The sequence below is a fragment of the Pseudomonas sp. SDO5271_S396 genome, assembly GCF_054071795.1.
The window spans coordinates 16,682-36,508 of sequence record NZ_JBSVWB010000027.1 but is presented as its reverse complement, the minus strand read 5'-3'; the positions used below and the strand labels follow the sequence as shown (position 1 = coordinate 36,508).

The 19,827-nt window shown below is 61.4% G+C and carries 17 protein-coding genes and 1 tRNA gene; 4 read left to right on the top strand and 14 right to left on the bottom strand.

From position 1 onward, the window contains the following. Positions 1-16: 16 nt before the first annotated feature. From ACW9IN_RS18390 to ACW9IN_RS18380, 3 genes are all read left to right on the top strand, one after another. Positions 17-103 (top strand) — tRNA-Leu (locus ACW9IN_RS18390). A gap of 144 nt (positions 104-247) precedes the next feature. After that, the gene (locus ACW9IN_RS18385; protein ID WP_457367227.1) at positions 248-1,273 is read left to right on the top strand and encodes an extracellular solute-binding protein; all 1,026 of its coding nucleotides are present in this window, start codon (positions 248-250) and stop codon (positions 1,271-1,273) included. Further along, entirely contained in the window at positions 1,273-2,832 is a 1,560-nt protein-coding gene (locus ACW9IN_RS18380) for an ABC transporter permease (RefSeq protein WP_457367226.1), read from the top strand. Before ACW9IN_RS18385 ends, ACW9IN_RS18380 begins: the two co-directional genes overlap by 1 nt. A gap of 99 nt (positions 2,833-2,931) precedes the next feature. On the opposite strand, the gene ACW9IN_RS18375 is transcribed toward ACW9IN_RS18380, so the two are convergent. The 12 genes from ACW9IN_RS18375 to ACW9IN_RS18320 all read right to left on the bottom strand — a co-directional run bounded on the left by ACW9IN_RS18375 (position 2,932) and on the right by ACW9IN_RS18320 (position 17,298). Further along, positions 2,932-4,866, bottom strand: coding sequence for a methyl-accepting chemotaxis protein (locus tag ACW9IN_RS18375; protein ID WP_457367225.1), 1,935 nt, complete (start codon positions 4,864-4,866; stop codon positions 2,932-2,934). A gap of 139 nt (positions 4,867-5,005) precedes the next feature. Continuing rightward, complete coding sequence (locus ACW9IN_RS18370; RefSeq protein ID WP_457367224.1) at positions 5,006-6,298, bottom strand: adenylosuccinate synthase; 1,293 nt, start codon at positions 6,296-6,298, stop codon at positions 5,006-5,008. Positions 6,299-6,352: 54 nt separating this feature from the next. Next, the gene (locus ACW9IN_RS18365; RefSeq protein ID WP_457367223.1) at positions 6,353-7,540 is read right to left on the bottom strand and encodes an ATP phosphoribosyltransferase regulatory subunit; all 1,188 of its coding nucleotides are present in this window, start codon (positions 7,538-7,540) and stop codon (positions 6,353-6,355) included. A gap of 305 nt (positions 7,541-7,845) precedes the next feature. Further along, the gene (gene hflC / locus ACW9IN_RS18360; RefSeq protein ID WP_457367222.1) at positions 7,846-8,712 is read right to left on the bottom strand and encodes a protease modulator HflC; all 867 of its coding nucleotides are present in this window, start codon (positions 8,710-8,712) and stop codon (positions 7,846-7,848) included. Beyond that, a complete protein-coding gene (hflK, locus tag ACW9IN_RS18355) occupies positions 8,712-9,890 on the bottom strand; it encodes an FtsH protease activity modulator HflK (protein ID WP_457367221.1) in 1,179 nt (392 codons plus the stop codon). The genes hflC and hflK overlap by 1 nt, the downstream gene beginning before the upstream one ends. Positions 9,891-9,986: 96 nt before the next feature. Further along, positions 9,987-11,288, bottom strand: coding sequence for a ribosome rescue GTPase HflX (hflX, locus tag ACW9IN_RS18350; protein ID WP_457367220.1), 1,302 nt, complete (start codon positions 11,286-11,288; stop codon positions 9,987-9,989). A 12-nt stretch (positions 11,289-11,300) separates the two neighbouring features. Then, the gene (gene hfq, locus ACW9IN_RS18345) at positions 11,301-11,561 is read right to left on the bottom strand and encodes an RNA chaperone Hfq (RefSeq protein ID WP_457367219.1); all 261 of its coding nucleotides are present in this window, start codon (positions 11,559-11,561) and stop codon (positions 11,301-11,303) included. 94 nt (positions 11,562-11,655) lie between these two features. Further along, positions 11,656-12,627 carry a tRNA (adenosine(37)-N6)-dimethylallyltransferase MiaA gene (gene miaA / locus ACW9IN_RS18340; RefSeq protein WP_457367218.1) on the bottom strand — a complete coding sequence of 324 codons (972 nt, stop codon included), beginning with the start codon at positions 12,625-12,627 and terminating at the stop codon, positions 11,656-11,658. Beyond that, positions 12,627-14,543, bottom strand: a complete 1,917-nt coding sequence (gene mutL, locus ACW9IN_RS18335; RefSeq protein ID WP_457367217.1) for a DNA mismatch repair endonuclease MutL — start codon at positions 14,541-14,543, stop codon at positions 12,627-12,629. Before mutL ends, miaA begins: the two co-directional genes overlap by 1 nt. Next, complete coding sequence (locus ACW9IN_RS18330) at positions 14,543-15,964, bottom strand: N-acetylmuramoyl-L-alanine amidase (RefSeq protein ID WP_457367216.1); 1,422 nt, start codon at positions 15,962-15,964, stop codon at positions 14,543-14,545. The genes mutL and ACW9IN_RS18330 overlap by 1 nt, the downstream gene beginning before the upstream one ends. Before the next feature lie 15 nt (positions 15,965-15,979). After that, a complete protein-coding gene (gene tsaE / locus ACW9IN_RS18325) occupies positions 15,980-16,450 on the bottom strand; it encodes a tRNA (adenosine(37)-N6)-threonylcarbamoyltransferase complex ATPase subunit type 1 TsaE (RefSeq protein WP_457367215.1) in 471 nt (156 codons plus the stop codon). Continuing rightward, positions 16,438-17,298, bottom strand: coding sequence for an NAD(P)H-hydrate dehydratase (locus tag ACW9IN_RS18320; RefSeq protein ID WP_457367214.1), 861 nt, complete (start codon positions 17,296-17,298; stop codon positions 16,438-16,440). Before ACW9IN_RS18320 ends, tsaE begins: the two co-directional genes overlap by 13 nt. 63 nt (positions 17,299-17,361) lie before the next feature. Between ACW9IN_RS18320 and queG the strand changes: the two genes are divergently transcribed. Beyond that, positions 17,362-18,426, top strand: coding sequence for a tRNA epoxyqueuosine(34) reductase QueG (gene queG, locus ACW9IN_RS18315; protein WP_457367213.1), 1,065 nt, complete (start codon positions 17,362-17,364; stop codon positions 18,424-18,426). Here the strand turns inward: queG and ACW9IN_RS18310 are convergent. Together ACW9IN_RS18310 and orn are read right to left on the bottom strand one after the other, a co-directional pair. Beyond that, positions 18,423-19,037, bottom strand: coding sequence for a trimeric intracellular cation channel family protein (locus ACW9IN_RS18310; protein WP_457367212.1), 615 nt, complete (start codon positions 19,035-19,037; stop codon positions 18,423-18,425). The two genes, queG and ACW9IN_RS18310, sit on opposite strands and share 4 nt — an antisense overlap. Positions 19,038-19,221: 184 nt before the next feature. Next, positions 19,222-19,764, bottom strand: a complete 543-nt coding sequence (gene orn, locus ACW9IN_RS18305) for an oligoribonuclease (RefSeq protein ID WP_457367211.1) — start codon at positions 19,762-19,764, stop codon at positions 19,222-19,224. Positions 19,765-19,827 lie beyond the last annotated feature (63 nt).

Genomic DNA, 19,827 nt, shown 5'->3' with positions numbered 1-19,827 from the left:
CAACGTTGACGATGATGCCCAGGTGGTGAAATTGGTAGACACGCCAGCTTCAGGTGCTGGTGACCTTACGGTCGTGGAAGTTCGAGTCTTCTCCTGGGCACCAAATTCAGATCAAACCCGCGAAAGCGGGTTTTTTCGTTTCCGGGGTTTGAAAACATCCCCGCCCCTCTCCCCCTCGTCCGCACCTGAGAAGCTTTATCGTTTATCCTTGCAAAGATTTGTTGCACTCAAGTGAGGAACACCCCGGATGATGATCCGCGATACCCGTCTCAAGACATCCCTTCTGCGTGGCCTGACCATCACTCTGCTGGGCCTGACCCTGCTCTCGCCCGCCGCCCAATGCGCCGACAAGATTTCCCTGACCCTGTACAACGGCCAGCATAAGGAAGTCGGCGACGAACTCGCCAAGGCCTTCGAAGCCAAGACCGGCATCCATGTCAACGTGCGCAAAGGCAGCAGCAACCAATTGGCAAGCCAGGTCGTCGAAGAGGGTGAGCGCTCACCTGCCGATGTGATCTACACCGAAGAATCGCCGCCACTGAACAAACTCGGCGAGCAAGGCCTGCTTGCCAGGATCGACGCCAGCACCCTCGACGTACTACCCAAGGATTACGTCGGCAGCAACGGCGACTGGATGGGCGTCACCGCACGCACCCGCGTCGTGGCATTCAACCCCAAGCTGATTGCGGAAAAGGACCTGCCCAAGTCAGTACTGGATTTCGCTGGCCCCGAGTGGCAAGGCAAAGTGGGCTTCGTGCCCACCAGCGGCGCCTTCCAGGAACAGGCCGTGGCAATCATCAAGCTGCACGGTCGCGAAGCCGCAGAAGAATGGCTCACCGGCCTGCGCGCATTTGGCAAGGTCTACAGCAACAATATGGTCGCCCTCAAAGCCGTGGAGAATGGCGAAGTCGCTACCGTACTGGTGAACAACTACTACTGGTTTGCCCTGAAAAAGGAAAAAACCAACCTGGACTCGCAACTGCACTATTTCACCGATGGCGACGCGGGCGGCTTGATTACCGTGTCTTCCGCTGCTGCACTGAAATCCAGCAAACACCCGAAAGAAGCCCAGCAGTTGCTGGCGTTCATGGCCAGCGAAGAAGGCCAGCGCGTGATCACCAACACCTCGGCTGAATACCCATTGCGCAAGGGCATGGAATCCAGCCGCGGCCTCAAACCCTTCAGCGAGCTGCAACCGCCGAAAGTCACTCCCGCCGACCTGGGCAATGCGGAAGAAGCTCTGGACCTGGAACGTGACGTTGGCCTGAACTGATGACCCCATCGCTCTCGACTTTGCGTAGCGGCTTCAGCCAACCACGCAGGCGGCCCTCGCCCTGGCTGGTGCTCCCCGTGCTGCTGTTGGTGGGCCTGAGCCTGTTGCCGTTGCTGTATGTGGGACTCAAGGCCTGGCAAGCCGGCTGGGCAGAAGCGGTGCGTCTGCTGTGGCGGCCTTATGTGTTCGGGTTGCTACGCAATACCCTGGCGCTGATGGTCGGGGTGACGATAGTCTGCGCCGTGATCGGCCTGAGCCTGGCCTGGCTGCTGGAACGCAGCAACCTGCCGGGGCGGCGCATCTGGGGCGTGATTCTGTGCCTGCCGTTTGCCGTGCCGGCGTTCGTCAGCAGCTTTACCTGGGTCTCGCTCAGCGCGCACTTCGAGGGCCTGGGCGGGGCGATCCTGGTGATGAGCCTGTCCAAATACCCGCTGGTGTTTCTGCCGGTAGCGGCGACGTTGCGCAACCTGGACCCGTCCCTGGAGGAGTCGGCGCGCACCCTGGGACAGAACCGCCGGGGCGTGTTTTTTCGCGTCACGCTGCCGCTGCTCTGGCCTTCGCTACTGGCCGGAGCACTGTTGATCGCACTGCATATGCTGGTGGAATTCGGCGCGCTGTCGATCATCGGCCTGCAAACCTTCACCACCGCGATCTACCAGCAATTCGAGCTGGAATTCAGCAACGCCAATGCCGCGATGCTGTCGGCGGTACTGCTGGTGATGTGCCTGACTCTGCTGTGGCTGGAGTTGTGCGCACGTGGCAAGGGCCGCCACGTGCGCACCGGTCAGGGCGCAGCGCGGCATGCCGAACCCGTTCGACTGGGCAGATGGGCACCGTTGGGCCAGGCGTATTGCCTGGCGCTGGCGCTCGTCGGCAGCGGCATTCCGCTGGGCATGCTCGGCTATTGGCTGGCCGTTGGCTCGTCGGCGGCGTTTCCGGTGGCCGAGATTGGTGAGGCGCTGCTGTCTTCCCTGGCACTCTCACTGGGCGGAGCCGCCCTGTGCCTGGTACTGGCCGTGCCGGTGGGGCTCCTGGTGGTGCGCTATAAGGGCCGACTGGCAATCTGGGCGGAACGCCTGCCCTATCTGCTACACGCCCTGCCGGGCCTGGTGATCGCACTGACGCTGGTGTACTTCGCCCTGCATTACGTGCCGGCGCTCTACCAAACATCGGCACTGCTGCTGATCGCTTATGCGCTGTTGTTTCTGCCGTTGGCCCAGGCACCGATCCGCACAGCCCTGAACAAAGCCGCACCGCAATTGGAAGAGGCGGCACGCACGCTGGGCGCGTCGTCGTTCAGTGCGTTTTGCCGGGTGACGCTGCCGATTATCTTCCCGGCATTGGGGGCTGCGTTTGCGCTGGTTTTTCTGGATGCGATGAAGGAATTGACGGCGACCTTGCTGCTCAGTCCGACCGGACTGAACACTTTGGCAACGGCGGTGTGGGCGCACACCTCGAATGTGGAATTCGCGGCGGCGGCGCCTTATGCAGTGCTGCTGATTCTGGTGTCAGGGTTACCGGTTTATCTGCTTACAACCCGGATGTATCTGAGCCGCTGAAATAGCCATCGCAGGCAAGCCAGCTCCCACATTTTTGATTTGTGAACACCGTCAAATGTGGGAGCTGGCTTGCCTGCGATGAGGCTGGAACAGACAACCTCAGGCCCGGAACTGCCCCAGACTCGCCTTCAACTGCGCCGCCAACCCATCCAGCACCTTGCCACTGGCAGTCGTCTCTACTACCGCCTGCGCCGCACGCTCGGCTTGGGCATGAATCACCTCGACCCGTCCGCGCACGGCGTGGGCGCCCTGTGCCTGATGCTCAGCGGCGCGCGTGGCCAAACCAATCGCCGCATGCACTTGCTCCACCGACGCCTGCACGGTCTGTTGCAGCCGCACGCTGTCGCGCAGCACCAGCAACCCTTCGTTGGCCTGGCGCCCCGCCTTGCCGATGGTTTCCACGGCTTCACGGGCACCCTGCTGCAGCGCCACGATGTGTGCCTGGATGTCACCGGTCGAGCTTTGGGTCTTGCTCGCCAGCGCACGCACTTCGTCCGCCACCACCGCGAAACCGCGCCCGGTCTCGCCGGCACGGGCCGCCTCGATCGCCGCGTTGAGCGCCAACAGGTTGGTTTGCTCGGCAATCCCATGGATCACCGTCAACACCACTTCGATCTGCTCGCTTTGCTGGGCCAGGCGCTCGATCACCGTGGAGCCGGCCTGTACCTGACCCGCCAGCGCCTCGATCAAGCTACCGACTTCTGCCGAGGTACGTGAGTTCTCATCCGTGGCCTGGCGAATATCCACCACCTGCTGCAACGCCGCCTGCATGGCATGGCTTTCGGCCTGAGCCTCATCAGCCATTTGCGAGAGTGCGCGCAGGCTCTCGGCCACCTCGTCACGCTGCAAGCCCGCCGCCGCATCGGCGCCGGCATTGCGCAGGGACATCGCGCCGATTTCCACGCCAGTGCGCTGGGCCACATCACCCGCCTCACGCACGATGGGCTGCAACTTGTCCACAAAGCGATTGACCGCCGAAGCCATGGCGCCGATTTCATCTTTGCTGCTGATCTGCACGCGCTTGGTGAGATCGCCCTCGCCCGCCGCCAGGTCATCCATGGCTGCAATCAGCAACTTGAGCCGATTGACCACGCGACGCCCCAACACCACCGCAATCAACAGCAACACACCAAACCCGACCACCGCCAGGCCCACGCCAATGCGCCAGCGCAGGGTGCCGGCGGCATCCTGCACGGCGCTGCTGGTGTTGGCGGTCATCTGAGTGGCGGTGGCTTGCGCCGATTGCAGGCGTGCGCCCATGGCCGCGGCGCTATCAGCGGCAGCCCCTTTGAGGCTGTCGCCCACCAACTGATCACTGCTGGCAATCAGCGCCGCGAAACGCTTGTCCAACTCGGCCAGGTCGGTCTCCACCGACGCCGTCGAGACGCCCATGATGACCTTGCCGATTTCTACCCCGTTGGGGCTGATGGACGCCTCAACGTAGTACACCGACGGATCGTTCCTGGCGGCATTCAGTACCTTGTCCAAGGCACGATCACCTTGGCCCTTTTCCAGCAACGCCTTGTTGATCGGGTTATCCCGATTCAGGTAACGGGTCAGATGCTCACCCGCCGCATCGTCGTACACCACGAACAGCACGTTGGGGTTGCGCTGGGCACGTCGAGCGAACTCGGACAATGTCGGCACATCGCTGTCCCACATGGCGCGGGGCGCCACTGAGGCCAGCAGTTGCGCCATATCATTGGCGGAGTCTTGCAGATCTTTTTCCAGGGTCGCACGCAACTGCTTCTGCTCTTCCTGCAAACGCGTCGACAATCCACTGGTAAGGCGCTGACGCGTACTGGAAGACAGGTTGTCCAGGCTGGACGTGACTTCTTTGCCAGCTTGCGCCAGTTCGCCAGACAACTTCTGGCTATCGACCCCCAGGCGATTGCCCAGGTCAGCCTCAAGCGCCGTGACTGTGCTCCGCGTGAGCGCAACCGCTACCAGCACTTGCACCAAAAGGGCGATACCCAGGGTAACGAACACCGGCCGCAGCAGCCGGCTTTGTAACAATGAGAGAACGGCAGACATCGGGAATCCCTCCACCACGGGTGCCATTAATCTGATAGCACCGCGAAAGAAAGAACCATAGCAAGGGTCGTGCCGCCCGGCCAATTGAAACGACAAAGGGCTCCCGAAGGAGCCCTTTGTTTGTTACATCAACAGCTTATCAAGCGAACGGGTGGCGCAGCACGATGGTCTCGTTGCGGTCCGGGCCCGTCGAAATAATGTCAATCGGCGCACCGACCAACTCTTCGACACGCTTGATGTAGTTGCGGGCAGCCTGCGGCAGCTCTTCCAGGGTCTTGGCGCCCAGGGTCGACTCGCTCCAGCCCGGCATCTCTTCGTACACCGGCTCGAGGCCGATGTAGCTGTCGGCGTCGGTTGGCGCGTCGATCACTGCACCATCCTGGTTCTTGTAGCCTACGCAGATGTTGATGGTTTCCAGGCCGTCGAGTACGTCCAGCTTGGTCAGGCACAGGCCCGAGATGCTGTTCACGTCGATGGCGCGCCGCAGGATCACGGCGTCGAACCAACCGCAACGACGCGCACGACCAGTGGTAGCACCGAACTCATGGCCACGCTTGGCGAGGAAGGCGCCCACATCGTCGAACAGCTCGGTCGGGAACGGGCCCGAGCCCACACGCGTGGTGTAAGCCTTGGTGATGCCCAGGATGTAGTCGAGGAACATCGGGCCCACGCCGGAACCGGTGGCAATGCCGCCAGCGGTGGTGTTGGAGCTGGTCACGTACGGGTAGGTGCCGTGGTCGATGTCCAGCAGGGAACCTTGGGCGCCTTCGAACATGATGTCTTTGCCGGCACGGCGCAGGTTGTGCAGTTCAGCAGTGACGTCGAGCATCATCGGCTTGAGCAGCTCGGCGTACTCCATGCACTCATCCAGGGTTTTCTGGAAGTCGATGGCCGGCTCTTTGTAGTAATTGACCAGCACGAAGTTGTGGTAGTCCAGCAACTCGCCCAGCTTGGCGGCGAAACGCTCGCGGTGGAACAGGTCACCGATGCGCAGGCCGCGACGTGCAACCTTGTCTTCGTACGCCGGGCCGATACCGCGACCGGTGGTGCCGATCTTCAGCTCGCCACGGGCCTTTTCACGGGCCTGGTCCAGTGCAACGTGGTAGGACAGGATCAGCGGGCAGGACGGGCTGATGCGCAGGCGCTCGCGCACCGGTACGCCCTTCTCTTCCAGCTTGGTGATCTCACGCAGCAGCGCGTCAGGCGCAACCACGACGCCGTTGCCGATCAGGCACTGCACGCCTTCGCGCAGCACGCCCGACGGGATCAGGTGCAAGACGGTTTTTTCGCCATCGATGACCAGGGTGTGGCCAGCGTTGTGGCCACCTTGGTAGCGCACTACGGCGGCAGCATGTTCGGTCAGCAGATCAACGATCTTGCCTTTGCCCTCATCACCCCATTGGGTGCCCAGGACTACGACATTCTTACCCATAACACTTGTCCTCATTCGCGCAAACTTGGTGCCGGCGAAGGCCGGCAGGAAAACTCAAGAAGCCAATGGCGATACTTGCCAAAGCCCGTTCTGCAGAATCAATTGCCGGTCGCAGTCCGCATCACGGGCGGCGGCCAATGGCTGACCAGGCAAGGCCTGGACGACACGCTGACCCTCACTGCGCAACTGGCAAACCTGCTGCCAGAGTGCCGCGTCCGTACTGTCGGGCATCCAGATGCCACCAGACGGCAGCTCGACCTCAGCACGCCCCAGGGTCACCAGGGTTTTCAAATCGGTGGAAAAACCGGTGGCCGGACGCGCGCGCCCGAAGTCGGCACCGATATCGTCGTAACGACCGCCTTGGGCGATGGCTTGACCAACGCCCGGCACAAATACCGCAAACACCACGCCCGTGTGGTAGTGGTAGCCACGCAACTCGCCCAGATCGAAATACAACGGCAGTTGCGGGAAGCGTGCCGACAATTGCTCGGCAATCGCCAGTACATCGTTCAGCGCAGCCAATACCGGCGCCGGGGCGTTGGCCAGGCGCTCACGCGCAGCCGCCAGCACTTCACGGCCACCGCACAGGTTGACCAGGGAACGCAGCATGCCAGCCAGGTCAGCCGGGACGCCTTCGGTCAGGGCGATCACTTCGTCGATAGCCTTGCGTTGCAGGGCATCGAACAACTGTTGTTCCACTTCGCCGGACAAACCAGCCGCGCGGGCCAGGCCGCGATAGATACCCACATGGCCCAGGTCCATGTGCACATCGGGTACATCAGCCAGTTGCAGCATGGCCAGCATCAAACTGATCACTTCGACGTCGCTGCTCGGGCTCGCGTCGCCATACAACTCGGCGCCCAGCTGAATCGGGCTGCGGGACGACGACAACGCACGCGGCTGAGCATGCAGCACGCTGCCGGCGTAGCACAGCCGGCTGGGGCCTTCGCGACGCAGGGTATGCGCATCGATGCGCGCCACTTGCGGCGTGATATCGGCACGGAAACCCATTTGCCGGCCAGATTGCGGGTCGATGACCTTGAAGGTGCGCAGATCCAGGTCCTGGCCCGCGCCGGTCAGCAGGGATTCCAGGTACTCGATATGGGGAGTCACGACAAACTCGTAACCCCAGCTCTGGAACAGATCCAACACCTGGCGACGCGCAACTTCGATGCGCGCAGCTTCTGGTGGCAGTACTTCTTCGATGCCATCTGGCAGCAGCCAGCGGTCTACCGTTGCCATTACGCCATTCCCCTATGATCCGGGCGGCCAGCCCTCGGCCGAGCCTTGAGTGAAGCAGAAAATGCCCGTCTCCTGCATAAACAACGCGCAAGAACGACGTGACGAAATGGCCTGCCAGCGGCCTCGTCGGGCACTTTCCTCGAAAAACCTGTGGCATCTGCAAGGACAACACAACAATCAAACATGCAGACGCAAAAAAGCCGGGAATTTCCCGGCTGCCGCATCATACACCCGTTTTCTGAAAGGATCACCCCGCCAGGCGTTTTAGCCGCCCGACGGAGTGTCCCTACAGAATCACCGGCGTGTTACTTGGCCTTCTCCAGGTAGCGGAAGAACTCGCTGCTTGGGTCCAGCACCATGACGTCGGTTTTGTTCGCGAAGCTTTCACGGTAGGCACGCAGGCTGCGGTAGAACGCATAGAACTCCTGGTCCTGGCCATAAGCCTTGGCATAGATCGCCGCCGCTTGTGCGTCGCCGTCACCACGCGCTTCTTCCGACTCGCGATAGGCTTCAGCCAGTAGTACACGGCGCTGACGATCGGCATCCGCACGGATACCTTCGGCCAACTCGTTACCCTTGGCGCGGTGCTCACGAGCCTCACGTTCACGTTCGGTGCTCATACGCTCGAACACGCTGCGGTTCACTTCCTTCGGCAGGTCGATGGCCTTGACCCGAACATCGATCACCTCGATGCCCAGCTCTTTTTCCGCCATGGCGTTCAACGAACGCGTGATATCAGCCATCAGCGCGTCACGCTCACCGGAAACCACCTCATGGAGGGTGCGCTTACCGAACTGGTCACGCAGGCCCGACTCCAGACGACGGGACAGACGCTCGTCGGCGATCTGCTTCAGGCCGGACGTCGCGGTGTAGAAGCGCTCGGCATCCTTGACGCGCCACTTGGCGTAGGCGTCCACCATCACGGCTTTCTTTTCCAAGGTCAGGAAACGCTGTGTCGGTGCGTCCAGGGTCATCAGGCGGGCGTCGAACTTGCGCACCTGGTTGACGTAGGGAACCTTCACATGCAGACCAGGCTGAACGTCCGCCTGAACCACACGACCGAATTGCAGCAACACCGCGCGCTCGGTCTGAGCCACGATGTAGAAGCAGTTCCAGGCAGCGATGACCAGCACGACGCCCACAATCAGGGCTGTCAGCGATTTATTGCTCATCAACGACTCTCCCTGGTACGTGTTTGCTGTTGCAGCAAGTCAGCGGCCGCCCGGGCGCTCGCTTCATTGGCAGCGGCATTCGAACCGGTGGACGGCGCGCCGGTGCTGCTACGACCACCTTCGATCATCTTGTCCAGCGGCAGGTACAGCAGGTTGTTCTGCCCACCCTTGCTGCCGGTCACGAGAACCTTGCTGGTGTTGCTGAAGACTTCCTGCATGGTGTCCAGGTACAGACGCTCGCGGGTAACCTCGGGTGCCTTGCGGTATTCGGCGACCAGCTTGGTGAAGCGATCCGCCTCACCCTTGGCGCGGGAAACCACTTCGTCACGGTAACCGTTGGCATCCTCGAGGATGCGCTGGGCCTGACCACGAGCCTCCGGCACGACGCCGTTGGCATAGGTTTCAGCCTGGTTGCGCGAACGCTGCTCGTCTTCGCGGGCGCGGATCACGTCGTCAAAGGCTTCCTGAACTTCGCGCGGTGCCGCTGCGCTCTGTACGTTCACCTGGGTAACGGTGATGCCGGTGCGGTAGGTATCGAGGAACCGTTGCAGACGCTCCTTGATTTCGCTGGCCATCAATTCACGCCCTTCGGTCAGCACCTGGTCCATGGCGGTGGAACCCACCACGTGACGCAGCGCACTTTCGGTCGCGTGCTGCAGGCTGATTTCCGGCTGATCGACGTTCAGCACGAAGTCCTGCAGGTTGCTGATCTTGTACTGCACGGTCAGCGGCACTTCGACGATATTCTCGTCTTCGGTCAGCATCTGGCCCTGCTTGGTGTAGGCACGCTCACGCGTGACGTTTTCCATGTATTTCTTGTCGATCGGCGGGAAATAGATATTCAGGCCCGGCCCGACCGTCTCGTAGTACTTGCCGAAGCGCAGCACCACGGCCTGCTCCTGCTCGTCCACCACGTACACGGCACTGTACAGCCAGACGGCCGCCAGCACGACAAGGCCCAGGCCCAACAGGCCATAGCCACCGCCCTTGCCAGTGCGACCACCACCGTCGTCACCACCGCGTTTTTTCCCACCACCGAACAACCCATTCAGGCTTTCCTGCAGCTTTCGGAAGGCCTCGTCGAGATCCGGCGGGCCCTTGCGGTCGCCGTTATTGCGGCGCTTACCACCCCAAGGATCCTGATTGTTCGAGTTGCCACCCGGCTCATTCCAAGCCATAGCGCTCTCCATCTGATAAAGCAAAGACGCACCCACGGCGCGCCGACCAATGCTACAGAATGCCTGCCAGTGCGGCACAACCGCTTTCGGAGGCTTTTATTGCAAAGTGTGTTGTTCGATGAACTCTGTCGGCACCACACCTTCACGGCTGACCAGCCGATTCAGTTCCGAGCGCGGCAATCGAACGGCCAGCAAGCTGACACCTTCTTCGTCGTGTTCTTCTTTCTGTACCGCGCCCAACTCGAAAAACTGTGCACGCAGTCGAGCAAAACGCTGCGGCAAGCGCAAGGTGCCGACGAACAAATCGCTGCCCAGCAGTTCGGCAATGGCTTGCTCAAGCAACTCCAGGCCGCTACCGTCTCGCGCCGAAAGCCATACCCGCCGGGGCTTTCCATCTTCGTCGCGCTGGATTTGTGGCTCAACGCCTTCAAGCAAATCGAGTTTGTTATAGACCTCGAGGATCGGCAAGTCCTGGGCGCCAATCTCGCCCAGCACCACCATGACCTGCTCGATCTGCAGCATGCGATCCGGTTCTGCCGCGTCGATCACGTGCAACAGCAGGTCGGAGTTGCTCGACTCCTCGAGCGTAGACCGAAATGCTTCGACCAGCTTGTGGGGCAAGTGACGAATGAACCCCACGGTATCGGCCAGCACAATCGGCCCCAGATCATCCAGATCCAGACGGCGCAGCGTCGGATCGAGGGTGGCGAAGAGCTGATCGGCCGCGTACACCTCGGACTTCGTCACATTGTTGAACAACGTGGACTTGCCGGCGTTGGTGTAGCCCACCAGAGACACGGTCGGAATATCCGCACGGGAACGACCACGCCGGGACTGCTCGCGCTGACTGCGGACTTTCTCGAGGCGCCCCTTGATCTGGCGCAGGCGCACCCGCAGCAGGCGTCGGTCGGTTTCCAGTTGGGTTTCACCCGGGCCGCGCATACCGATGCCGCCGCCCTGACGCTCAAGGTGCGTCCAGCCACGAACCAAGCGGGTGCTCATGTGGTCAAGCTGGGCCAGCTCGACCTGGAGCTTGCCTTCATGGGTACGGGCGCGCTGGGCGAAAATATCGAGAATCAGACCGGTGCGGTCAATCACGCGACACTCGAAGACACGTTCGAGGTTACGTTCCTGACTGGGCGTGAGGGTGTGATTGAAGATCACCAGATCGGCTTTTTCGGCATGAACCAGGTCGCGCAATTCCTCGACCTTGCCGCTGCCAATCAGGAATTTGGCGGTTGGCCGATGACGCGGCACGTTAAAAAACGCAACGGTCTCGGCGCCGGCCGAATTTGCCAACTCCTGAAACTCCTGCGGATCTTCGCGCGCCTCAGGGTCCTGTCCATCCAAGTGAACGAGGATGACTCGCTCACCACCACCGTGGCGCTCAAAGAACAAAGGAGACTCCTATCAGGCGTTACCTGGCTCAGCGTCACCTTGTTCACCGTCGGCTGCGTTAGGCAGACGAATTGGACGAACTGGAACGACTGTCGAGATAGCGTGCTTGTAAACCATCTGGCTGACGGTGTTTTTCAGCAGGATCACGAACTGGTCGAACGACTCAATCGTGCCTTGCAGCTTGATACCGTTGACCAGATAGATGGAAACCCCCACTTTTTCTTTACGTAAGGTATTCAAGTAAGGGTCTTGTAGCGAATGCCCTTTTGACATGTGCCGCACTCCTTTAAGGATCAATAATAAAAAATCGGAAAATAGATAGCTTATGGCCGTCACACCCCCAAGGATAGACGGCAATTGCAAGGACTCAGCTCAATATGGAGACCGTTCCCAAGTATTTCAAGGCGCGTGACAGATTGTCGCAATCCAGGCTGTCCAACCAGTGCAAATCGCTCCAGCTTCGCAGCCAGGTGAACTGGCGTTTTGCCAATTGGCGCGTGGCGATTATGCCGCGCTCCTGCATTTCGGCTGACGTCAGCTTGCCATCCAGGTGATCCCAGACTTGGCGATAGCCTACGGCACGTATCGAAGGCAACCCGGGATGCAGGTCGCCTCTGGAACGCAGTGCTACGACCTCGTCCACAAAGCCCTGTTCCAACATAATTGTGAATCTTTGTGCAATTCGTTCATGCAACACCTGGCGATTTGCCGGAGCGATGGCCAGATTCGCCACAGTATAGGGCAATTGTGACTGTCCCGATGTGCCTGCTTCAGCACTTTGCGCAGATTGTCGCAGTCTGTGCTCGGTCATGGTCTGGCCACTCACCCGCCAGACTTCCAGCGCCCGAGTGAGGCGCTGGGGGTCGTTTGGGTGAATGCGCGCGGCGGACACCGGATCCACCGCGGCCAACTGGTCGTGCAAGGCTTGCCAGCCAAGGTGTGCAGCCTCTTCTTCCAGAGCGGCGCGCACATCGGCATCGGCGGGCGGCATATCCGCCAACCCTTCCTGCAGAGCCTTGTAGTAGAGCATCGTGCCGCCCACTAACAGCGGAATATTGCCGCGCGCGGTGATCTCCGCCATCGCGGCGAGGGCATCGGTACGAAAGTCCGCCGCTGAATAGCTCTCGGCCGGGTCGATGATGTCGATCAGGCGATGCGGATACTGTGCCAATAACGCTTTCGAAGGCTTGGCCGTGCCGATGTCCATGTCCCGGTAAACCAGGGCAGAGTCGACACTGATCAGCTCGCACGGCAGCACTTTGGTCAGCTCGATGGCCAGGTCGGTCTTGCCGGCGGCCGTCGGGCCCATCAGGAAGATGGCGGGGGGCAAGGCACTCATCAGCGACCGCGCAAGAACAGTTTGTCCAGATCATCCAGCCCCATTTGGGTCCAGGTGGGCCGGCCATGGTTGCACTGCCCGCTGCGCTCGGTGTTTTCCATGTCGCGCAGCAAACCGTTCATTTCCGGCAAGGCCAGACGGCGGTTGGCGCGGATCGCACCGTGACAGGCCATGGTGCCGAGCAATTCGTTGATGTGTGCCTGGATACGATCACTGGTGCCGTATTCCATCAAGTCAGCCAGCACGTCGGCGACCAAGCGATTGGCCTCAGCCTGTTTGAGCAGCGCGGGAATTTGCCGAATGGCCAGGGTTTCCGGACCCAGGCGTTGCAATTCAAAGCCCAGTTTCTGGAACACACCATGGTGTTCCTCGGCACAATCGGCTTCACGCTGGCTGACCGCCAGGGACTCCGGCACCAACAGCGGCTGGCCACTGAGCCCTTCGCTGGCCATGGCGATTTTCAGGCGCTCATACATGATTCGCTCGTGGGCGGCGTGCATGTCCACCAGCACCAGGCCGTGGGCGTTTTCCGCCAGGATGTAGATCCCCTTGAGCTGCGCCAGTGCATACCCCAAGGGTGGAATGTCCCCACCCCCTTCCGGCAAGGCAACGGGAGCTGCCGATTCGGCACCGGGCAATGGTGCAAAAAACTCGCGATAAGCTGCCTGGGCCTCGGCCACCGGCACCGCCGATTGCGGACGCGGGGTGTATTGATACTGATAACCCGCCCCCGAACCAGAACCCGGGGTCGTATAGGCGGGTTGCGGCTGCGGCGATTGCAGCAGGTTGGACGCCAGGCTCATTTCGCCCTGCGGACCGAATTCACCGGCCAGCGGACCGCTGGGGCGAACCACCGCGGTCACGATAGGCGCTGCCAGTTGATCATCCGGGCGCACATCGCCCAGGGCACGGTGCAAGGTGCCATAAAGGAAATCATGCACCATGCGCCCGTCGCGGAAGCGCACTTCGTGCTTGGTGGGGTGCACGTTGACGTCCACCACAGCCGGGTCGACCTCGAAAAACAGCACAAAGGTCGGATGCCGGCCATTGAACAGCACATCGCGGTACGCCTGGCGAACCGCGTGGGCCACCAGTTTGTCGCGCACCGCCCGACCGTTCACGAAGAAATACTGCAAGTCCGCCTGGCTGCGGGAGAACGTCGGCAACCCTACCCAGCCCCACAAGCGCAGGCCATTGCGCTCAATCTCGATCGGCAGTGCCTGCTCCAGGAAGCCCGCGCCACACACCGCTGCTACGCGGCGGGCGCGAGCAGCCTCGTCATTGGCTTCATGCAGGCTAAGGATGGATTTGCCGTTGTGGCGCAGATGAAACGCTACGTCGAAACGCGCCAGGGCCAGGCGCTTGATGACTTCCTGCAGATGGTCGAACTCGGTTTTTTCAGCCTTGAGGAATTTGCGTCGTGCCGGGGTGTTGAAGAACAGGTCACGCACTTCCACCGACGTACCGACCGGATGGGCAGCGGGCTGGACCCGAGGCGCCATGTCGCGGCCCTCGGTTTCCACTTGCCAGGCCTGGTCGGCGCTACGGGTACGGGACGTCAGGGTCAGGCGGGCCACGGAACTGATGGAGGCCAGCGCCTCGCCACGAAAGCCCAGGCTCATCACCCGCTCCAGGTCTTCCAGGTCGCGAATCTTGCTGGTGGCGTGACGGGCCAGGGCCAGCGGCAGGTCATCGGAGGAAATGCCGCTGCCATCATCCCGCACCCGCAATAATTTGACGCCACCCTGCTCCACATCGACATCGATGCGTTTGGCACCGGAGTCGATGCTGTTTTCCAGCAGTTCCTTGATCACCGACGCGGGCCGTTCGACCACCTCACCCGCCGCAATCTGGTTGGCAAGGCGCGGGCTGAGCAGCTCGATACGGGAGCAGCCGTTCAACAGGGATTCGCTCATTACTGTGCCGCCAGTTCAGTGCCAGGGATGGTCAGCACCTGGCCGACCTTCAGTTCATCGGTCTTCAGGTTGTTGGCACTGCGCAACGTCGCGGGAGAGACCTGGAAACGCACGGCCAGCATGGCCAGAGTGTCACCAGGTTGCACACGATGGTCACGTGGGCCCTGGGCGATCTTCCCGGAGTCGCGCAGCCAGGCGATATAGGTGCCCGGTGGCGGGTTCTGCTGGAAGAACTGGCGAATACCCGCGCTGATGGAGCGTGCCAGCGCCTGCTGGTGGCTGCCGGTGGCCAGTTTCGAGGCTTCGTTGGAGTTGGAGATGAACCCGGTTTCCACCAGGATCGATGGAATATCCGGAGACTTCAGCACCATGAAGCCCGCTTGCTCCACGCGCTGCTTGTGCAGCGGGGTAACGCGACCAATGTTGCTCAACACCTTCTGGCCCACGTTAAGGCTGGAGGTCAGCGACGCGGTCATCGACAGGTCGAGCAATACGCCAGCGAGCATTTTGTCCTTGTCATCGAGGGACACGTTGCCCGCACCGCCGATCAAGTCGGAGCGGTTTTCACTGTCGGCCAGCCAACGGGCCGTCTCGGAGGTGGCGCCGCGGTCCGAAAGGGCAAACACCGAGGCACCGAACGCCGCAGCCGAAGGGGCGGCGTCGGCGTGAATCGACACGAACAGGTCGGCGCCTTTCTTGCGCGCGATTTCGGTACGGCCACGCAGCGGAATGAAGTAGTCGCCGGTACGGGTCAGCTCGGCGCGATAGCCCTTCATCGCGTTGACCTGGCGTTGCAGCTCGCGGGCAATCGCCAGCACCACGTCTTTTTCGTGCTGCCCACGGGAGCCGGAAGCGCCAGGGTCTTCACCGCCGTGACCGGCGTCGATCACCACAATGATGTCGCGTTTGCCGGCGGGCGCCGGTGGAGGGGGCGGCAACTTGACCTGCGGTTGCGACGGGTTGACCGGTACCGCCGGCACCGTCGCCACACTCGGAGCCGGCGCGGGCGGTGGGTTGGCGTCGGCAGCGTTGTCGAACAGATCGACCACCAGCCGGTTGCCATACTGGGCGTTGGGGGCCAGGGAGAAGCTTTTCGGGGTCACGACCTTTTTCAGGTCGATGACCACACGCAAGTCGGTCGGCGTACGCTGGGCCGAGCGCATGGCGGTGATCGGGGTGTTGGCAGTGGAGACTTTCAACGGCGCGGCCAGGGTCGCGCCGTTGATGTCGATCACCAGGCGATCAGGCGACGTCAGGGTAAAGACGCTGTGCTGGACCGGGCCAGACAGGTCGAACACCAGTCGCGTGTTATCCGGCGCTCGCCACAGGCGCACACTTTTCACCTGTGAAGCCGCCAGAGCATTGACAGTCATTGCCGCAAGCAACACCCCTACGACAGCAACCAACGCGCGAAAGCGCATACCTAACCCCACCAATTATTTGAATTCCAATGCCAAAGCGTCGCACCACGACTGGCCACGCTCGCTCTGGGGCAACAACTTCAACCGACGTCCTGTTTCATGCGGCGTAATGGTAATGGTCAGGTCCGGCTTTGGCAAAAAGCCTGTGCCTTTATCTGGCCACTCGATCAGGCACAACGCGTCTTCGTCGAAGTAGTCACGAATGCCCATGAACTCCAGTTCTTCGGGGTCCACCAAGCGATACAGATCGAAATGGAAGGCCCGAACCGCGCCAATCTCGTAGGGTTCTACCAGGGTAAACGTAGGGCTTTTTACTGCCCCCGTATGGCCCAACCCTCGGATAATCCCTCGGGACAAGGTGGTCTTGCCGGCCCCCAGGTCACCCTCGAGAAAGATCAGCCCCGCCCCCGCCGCAACCTGGGCGATGCGCTGCCCGAGCGCGACCATGGCGTCTTCATCGGCCAGAAAAAGGATTACTTCAGGCACGGCGACTGCTCCTCCAACAATTGACGAATAGCGGGTATCAGGTCACTGGCCGCCAACCCGCGACCAAAAGTGCCTTGACGATCCCCTGCCGTGGCGTGCAACCACACGGCGAGGCAGCTTGCCTCATAGGCCTGCATGCCCTGCGCCAGCAACGCGCCCACCAGACCAGCCAAGACATCCCCGAGGCCGGCTGTCGCCATCGCCGGATGGCCCTGGTCGCAGCGCGAAACACGCCCGTCCGGGCTGGCAATCAAACTGCCAGCACCCTTGAGGATAGCCACTGTATTGAATGTCTGACTCAACGCGCGCGCCACCTTAAGACGGTCGGCCTGAACCTCGGCTGTCGTGATCCCCAGTAGGCGAGCGGCTTCACCCGGGTGAGGGGTGATCACGCTGTTGGCGGGAAGACTCACACTACCTGTAGCCAGCTGGTTCAAGGCATCGGCATCCCATACCTGCGGCTGATCCGCGTTGGCGGCGACGGACAAAAGGCTTTTGCCCCAGGCGGCATCGCCCAGGCCCGGCCCAATCACAATGATCGTGATTTTTTCCAGCAAGCCCATCAGCTGATTGGCCGAGCTCACCCCGAGGGTCATGACTTCCGGCAAACGGGCGAGCGCGGCAGGCACATGCTCGGGGCGCGTCGCCAGGGAAACCAGCCCTGCCCCGCTGCGCAACGCACTTTCGGCAGTCAGCAAGGCAGCGCCGCCGAAGCCGCGATCACCGCCAATGACCAGCAAGTGGCCGAACTGCCCTTTGTGGGCATCCGGCGAACGGGCGTCGAGTTGTGGTAAATGGCCGTGCAGCAGTGGTTGCACGTCGGTTATTTCGTGTTTTGTCTGAGGCATGCGTCTTCAAGCTCCGATGTCTGGCAGAATTATACGCATCTCACCTGCGGTTTCCCTTGTCTCATGCCTGCCATTACCCCCGACCTGCCCACCCTCGCCCAATCGATCAAAGACTGGGGGCGCGAACTGGGCTTTCAACAAGTCGGCATCAGCGGTCTGGAGCTGGGCGAGCATGAGCAGCACCTGCAGCGCTGGCTCGAGGCGGGGTACCACGGTGAGATGGAGTACATGGGCGCCCACGGCAGCAAACGCTCCCACCCCGACGAGTTGGTACCAGGCACCTTGCGCGTGGTGTCGCTGCGCATGGACTACCTGCCCGGCGACACCCAAATGGCACAACTGCTGGCCAAGCCGGAAAAAGCCTACATCTCCCGCTACGCCCTGGGCCGCGATTACCACAAGCTGATCCGCAAACGTGTACAGCAACTGGCCGAGCGCATTCAGGCGCAGATCGGCCCGTTCGGTTTTCGCGCCTTCGTCGACAGCGCCCCGGTGCTGGAAAAGGCCATCGCCGAAAAGGCCGGGCTGGGCTGGATCGGCAAAAACACCCTGGTACTCAACCGCAAGGCCGGCAGCTATTTTTTCCTCAGCGAGCTGTTTGTGGATTTACCGCTGCCGGTAGACGAACCCCACAGCACCGAACATTGCGGACGTTGCACCGCCTGCCTGGATATCTGCCCCACCAATGCCTTCGTCGGCCCCTATGTGCTGGACGCCCGACGCTGCATCTCTTACCTGACCATCGAACTCAAGAATGCGATCCCCGAAGACCTGCGCCCGTTGATCGGCAATCGGGTATTCGGCTGCGATGACTGCCAGATCGTGTGCCCGTGGAATCGCTTCGCTCGCTCGACCGCCGAAGGTGACTTCAAGCCACGGCACAACCTGGACAACGCCGAGCTGGCCGAATTGTTCATGTGGAACGAGGACAAATTCCTCAGCAGCACCGAAGGCTCGCCGCTACGCCGCGCCGGTTACGAGCGCTGGCTGCGCAACCTGGCCGTGGGCCTGGGCAATGCACCGTCGAGCATCCCGGTACTGGAAGCCCTGAAAGCCCGGCGGGACTACCCTTCCGAGCTGGTGCGCGAACACGTGGAGTGGGCGCTGGCACAGCACGCCAGCCGTTAATGCACGTCGTCGTTGTAGACGAACTTGGGCATTTCCCAGTGAAAACGGATCGCCAGCAGGCGCAGTAAGAAGCCGCTGAACAGCGTCAACAGGATGGATTGCTCGCTGGGCAGTTCCAGATAGAGGCACAGCATGTAGAACCAGGCGGCCAGGAACGACACGCTGGCGTACAGCTCACGGCGAAAGATCAGCGGGATGTCGTTGCAGAAAATGTCCCGCAGGATGCCGCCGAAAACGCCGGTGATCACCCCGCTGACCGACGCCACCAACATGCCATGCCCCATTTCCAGGGCGGTCATGCTGCCGATCAGGGTAAAGGCCACCAGGCCCACGGCATCCAGCGCGAGGAACAGCGAGCGCAGGTGACGCATCAGCGGTGCGATGAAAATTGTCACCAGCGCGGCAACAGAGGTCAGTATCAGGTATTCCGGGTGCTTGACCCACGTCAGCGGGTAGTGCCCCAGCAACACATCGCGCACCGACCCGCCACCCAACGCCGTCACACAAGCAATCAACACCACCCCGAACCAATCCATGCCGCGCCGACCGGCGGACAACGCCCCGGTCATGGCTTCGGCGGTGATGGCGATGAGGTAGAGCATCAGCAGCATGAGGGCGATCCTTGCAAAGAGGCGCGCAGTCTAATCATTTGGTGATGGCACCAAAAGGGGGCGCTTGGCGAAAGACCGCGTCACGCCCTTCGCGAGCAAGCCCGCTCCCACAGTTTGATTTGTGAATGCAATCAAATGTGGGAGCTGGCTTGCCGGCGATGGCGCAGGTTCAGGCGCCGCCGATTCAAGCCTTGATGAAATGCTTGCGGTAATGCTGCAGCTCGGCAATGGACTCGCGAATATCATCCAGCGCCAGATGGGTACTGCCCTTATGGAAGCTGTCCTTGACCTCCGGCGCCCAGCGCGCCGCCAACTCTTTAAGCGTCGACACATCCAGGTTGCGATAGTGGAAGTAGCTCTCCAACCCCTTCATATGGGTATAGAGGAAGCGACGATCCTGGCAGATGCTGTTGCCGCAGATCGGCGACTTGCCCTTGGGCACCCACTGTTCCAGAAAGGCGATGGTCCGGGCTTCGGCTTCTGCCATGCTGATGCGGCTGTCGCGCACACGCTGGGTCAGCCCCGAGTTGCCATGGGTGCGGGTATTCCACTCGTCCATGCGCGCCAGCACTTCGTCGCTGTGATGAATGGCGATCACCGGGCCTTCAGCCAAGGTATTGAGGTTGCTGTCGGTGACGATGGTCGCCATCTCGATGATGACGTCGTTGTCGGGATCCAGACCGGTCATCTCCAGATCGATCCAAATCAGGTTCTGTGGGTTTTGCATGGCTTGATTCTCTTGGCACCTTGGCTTAGCTGCGCAGTTTAGCAGGCAGGGGCGTGCTAGACT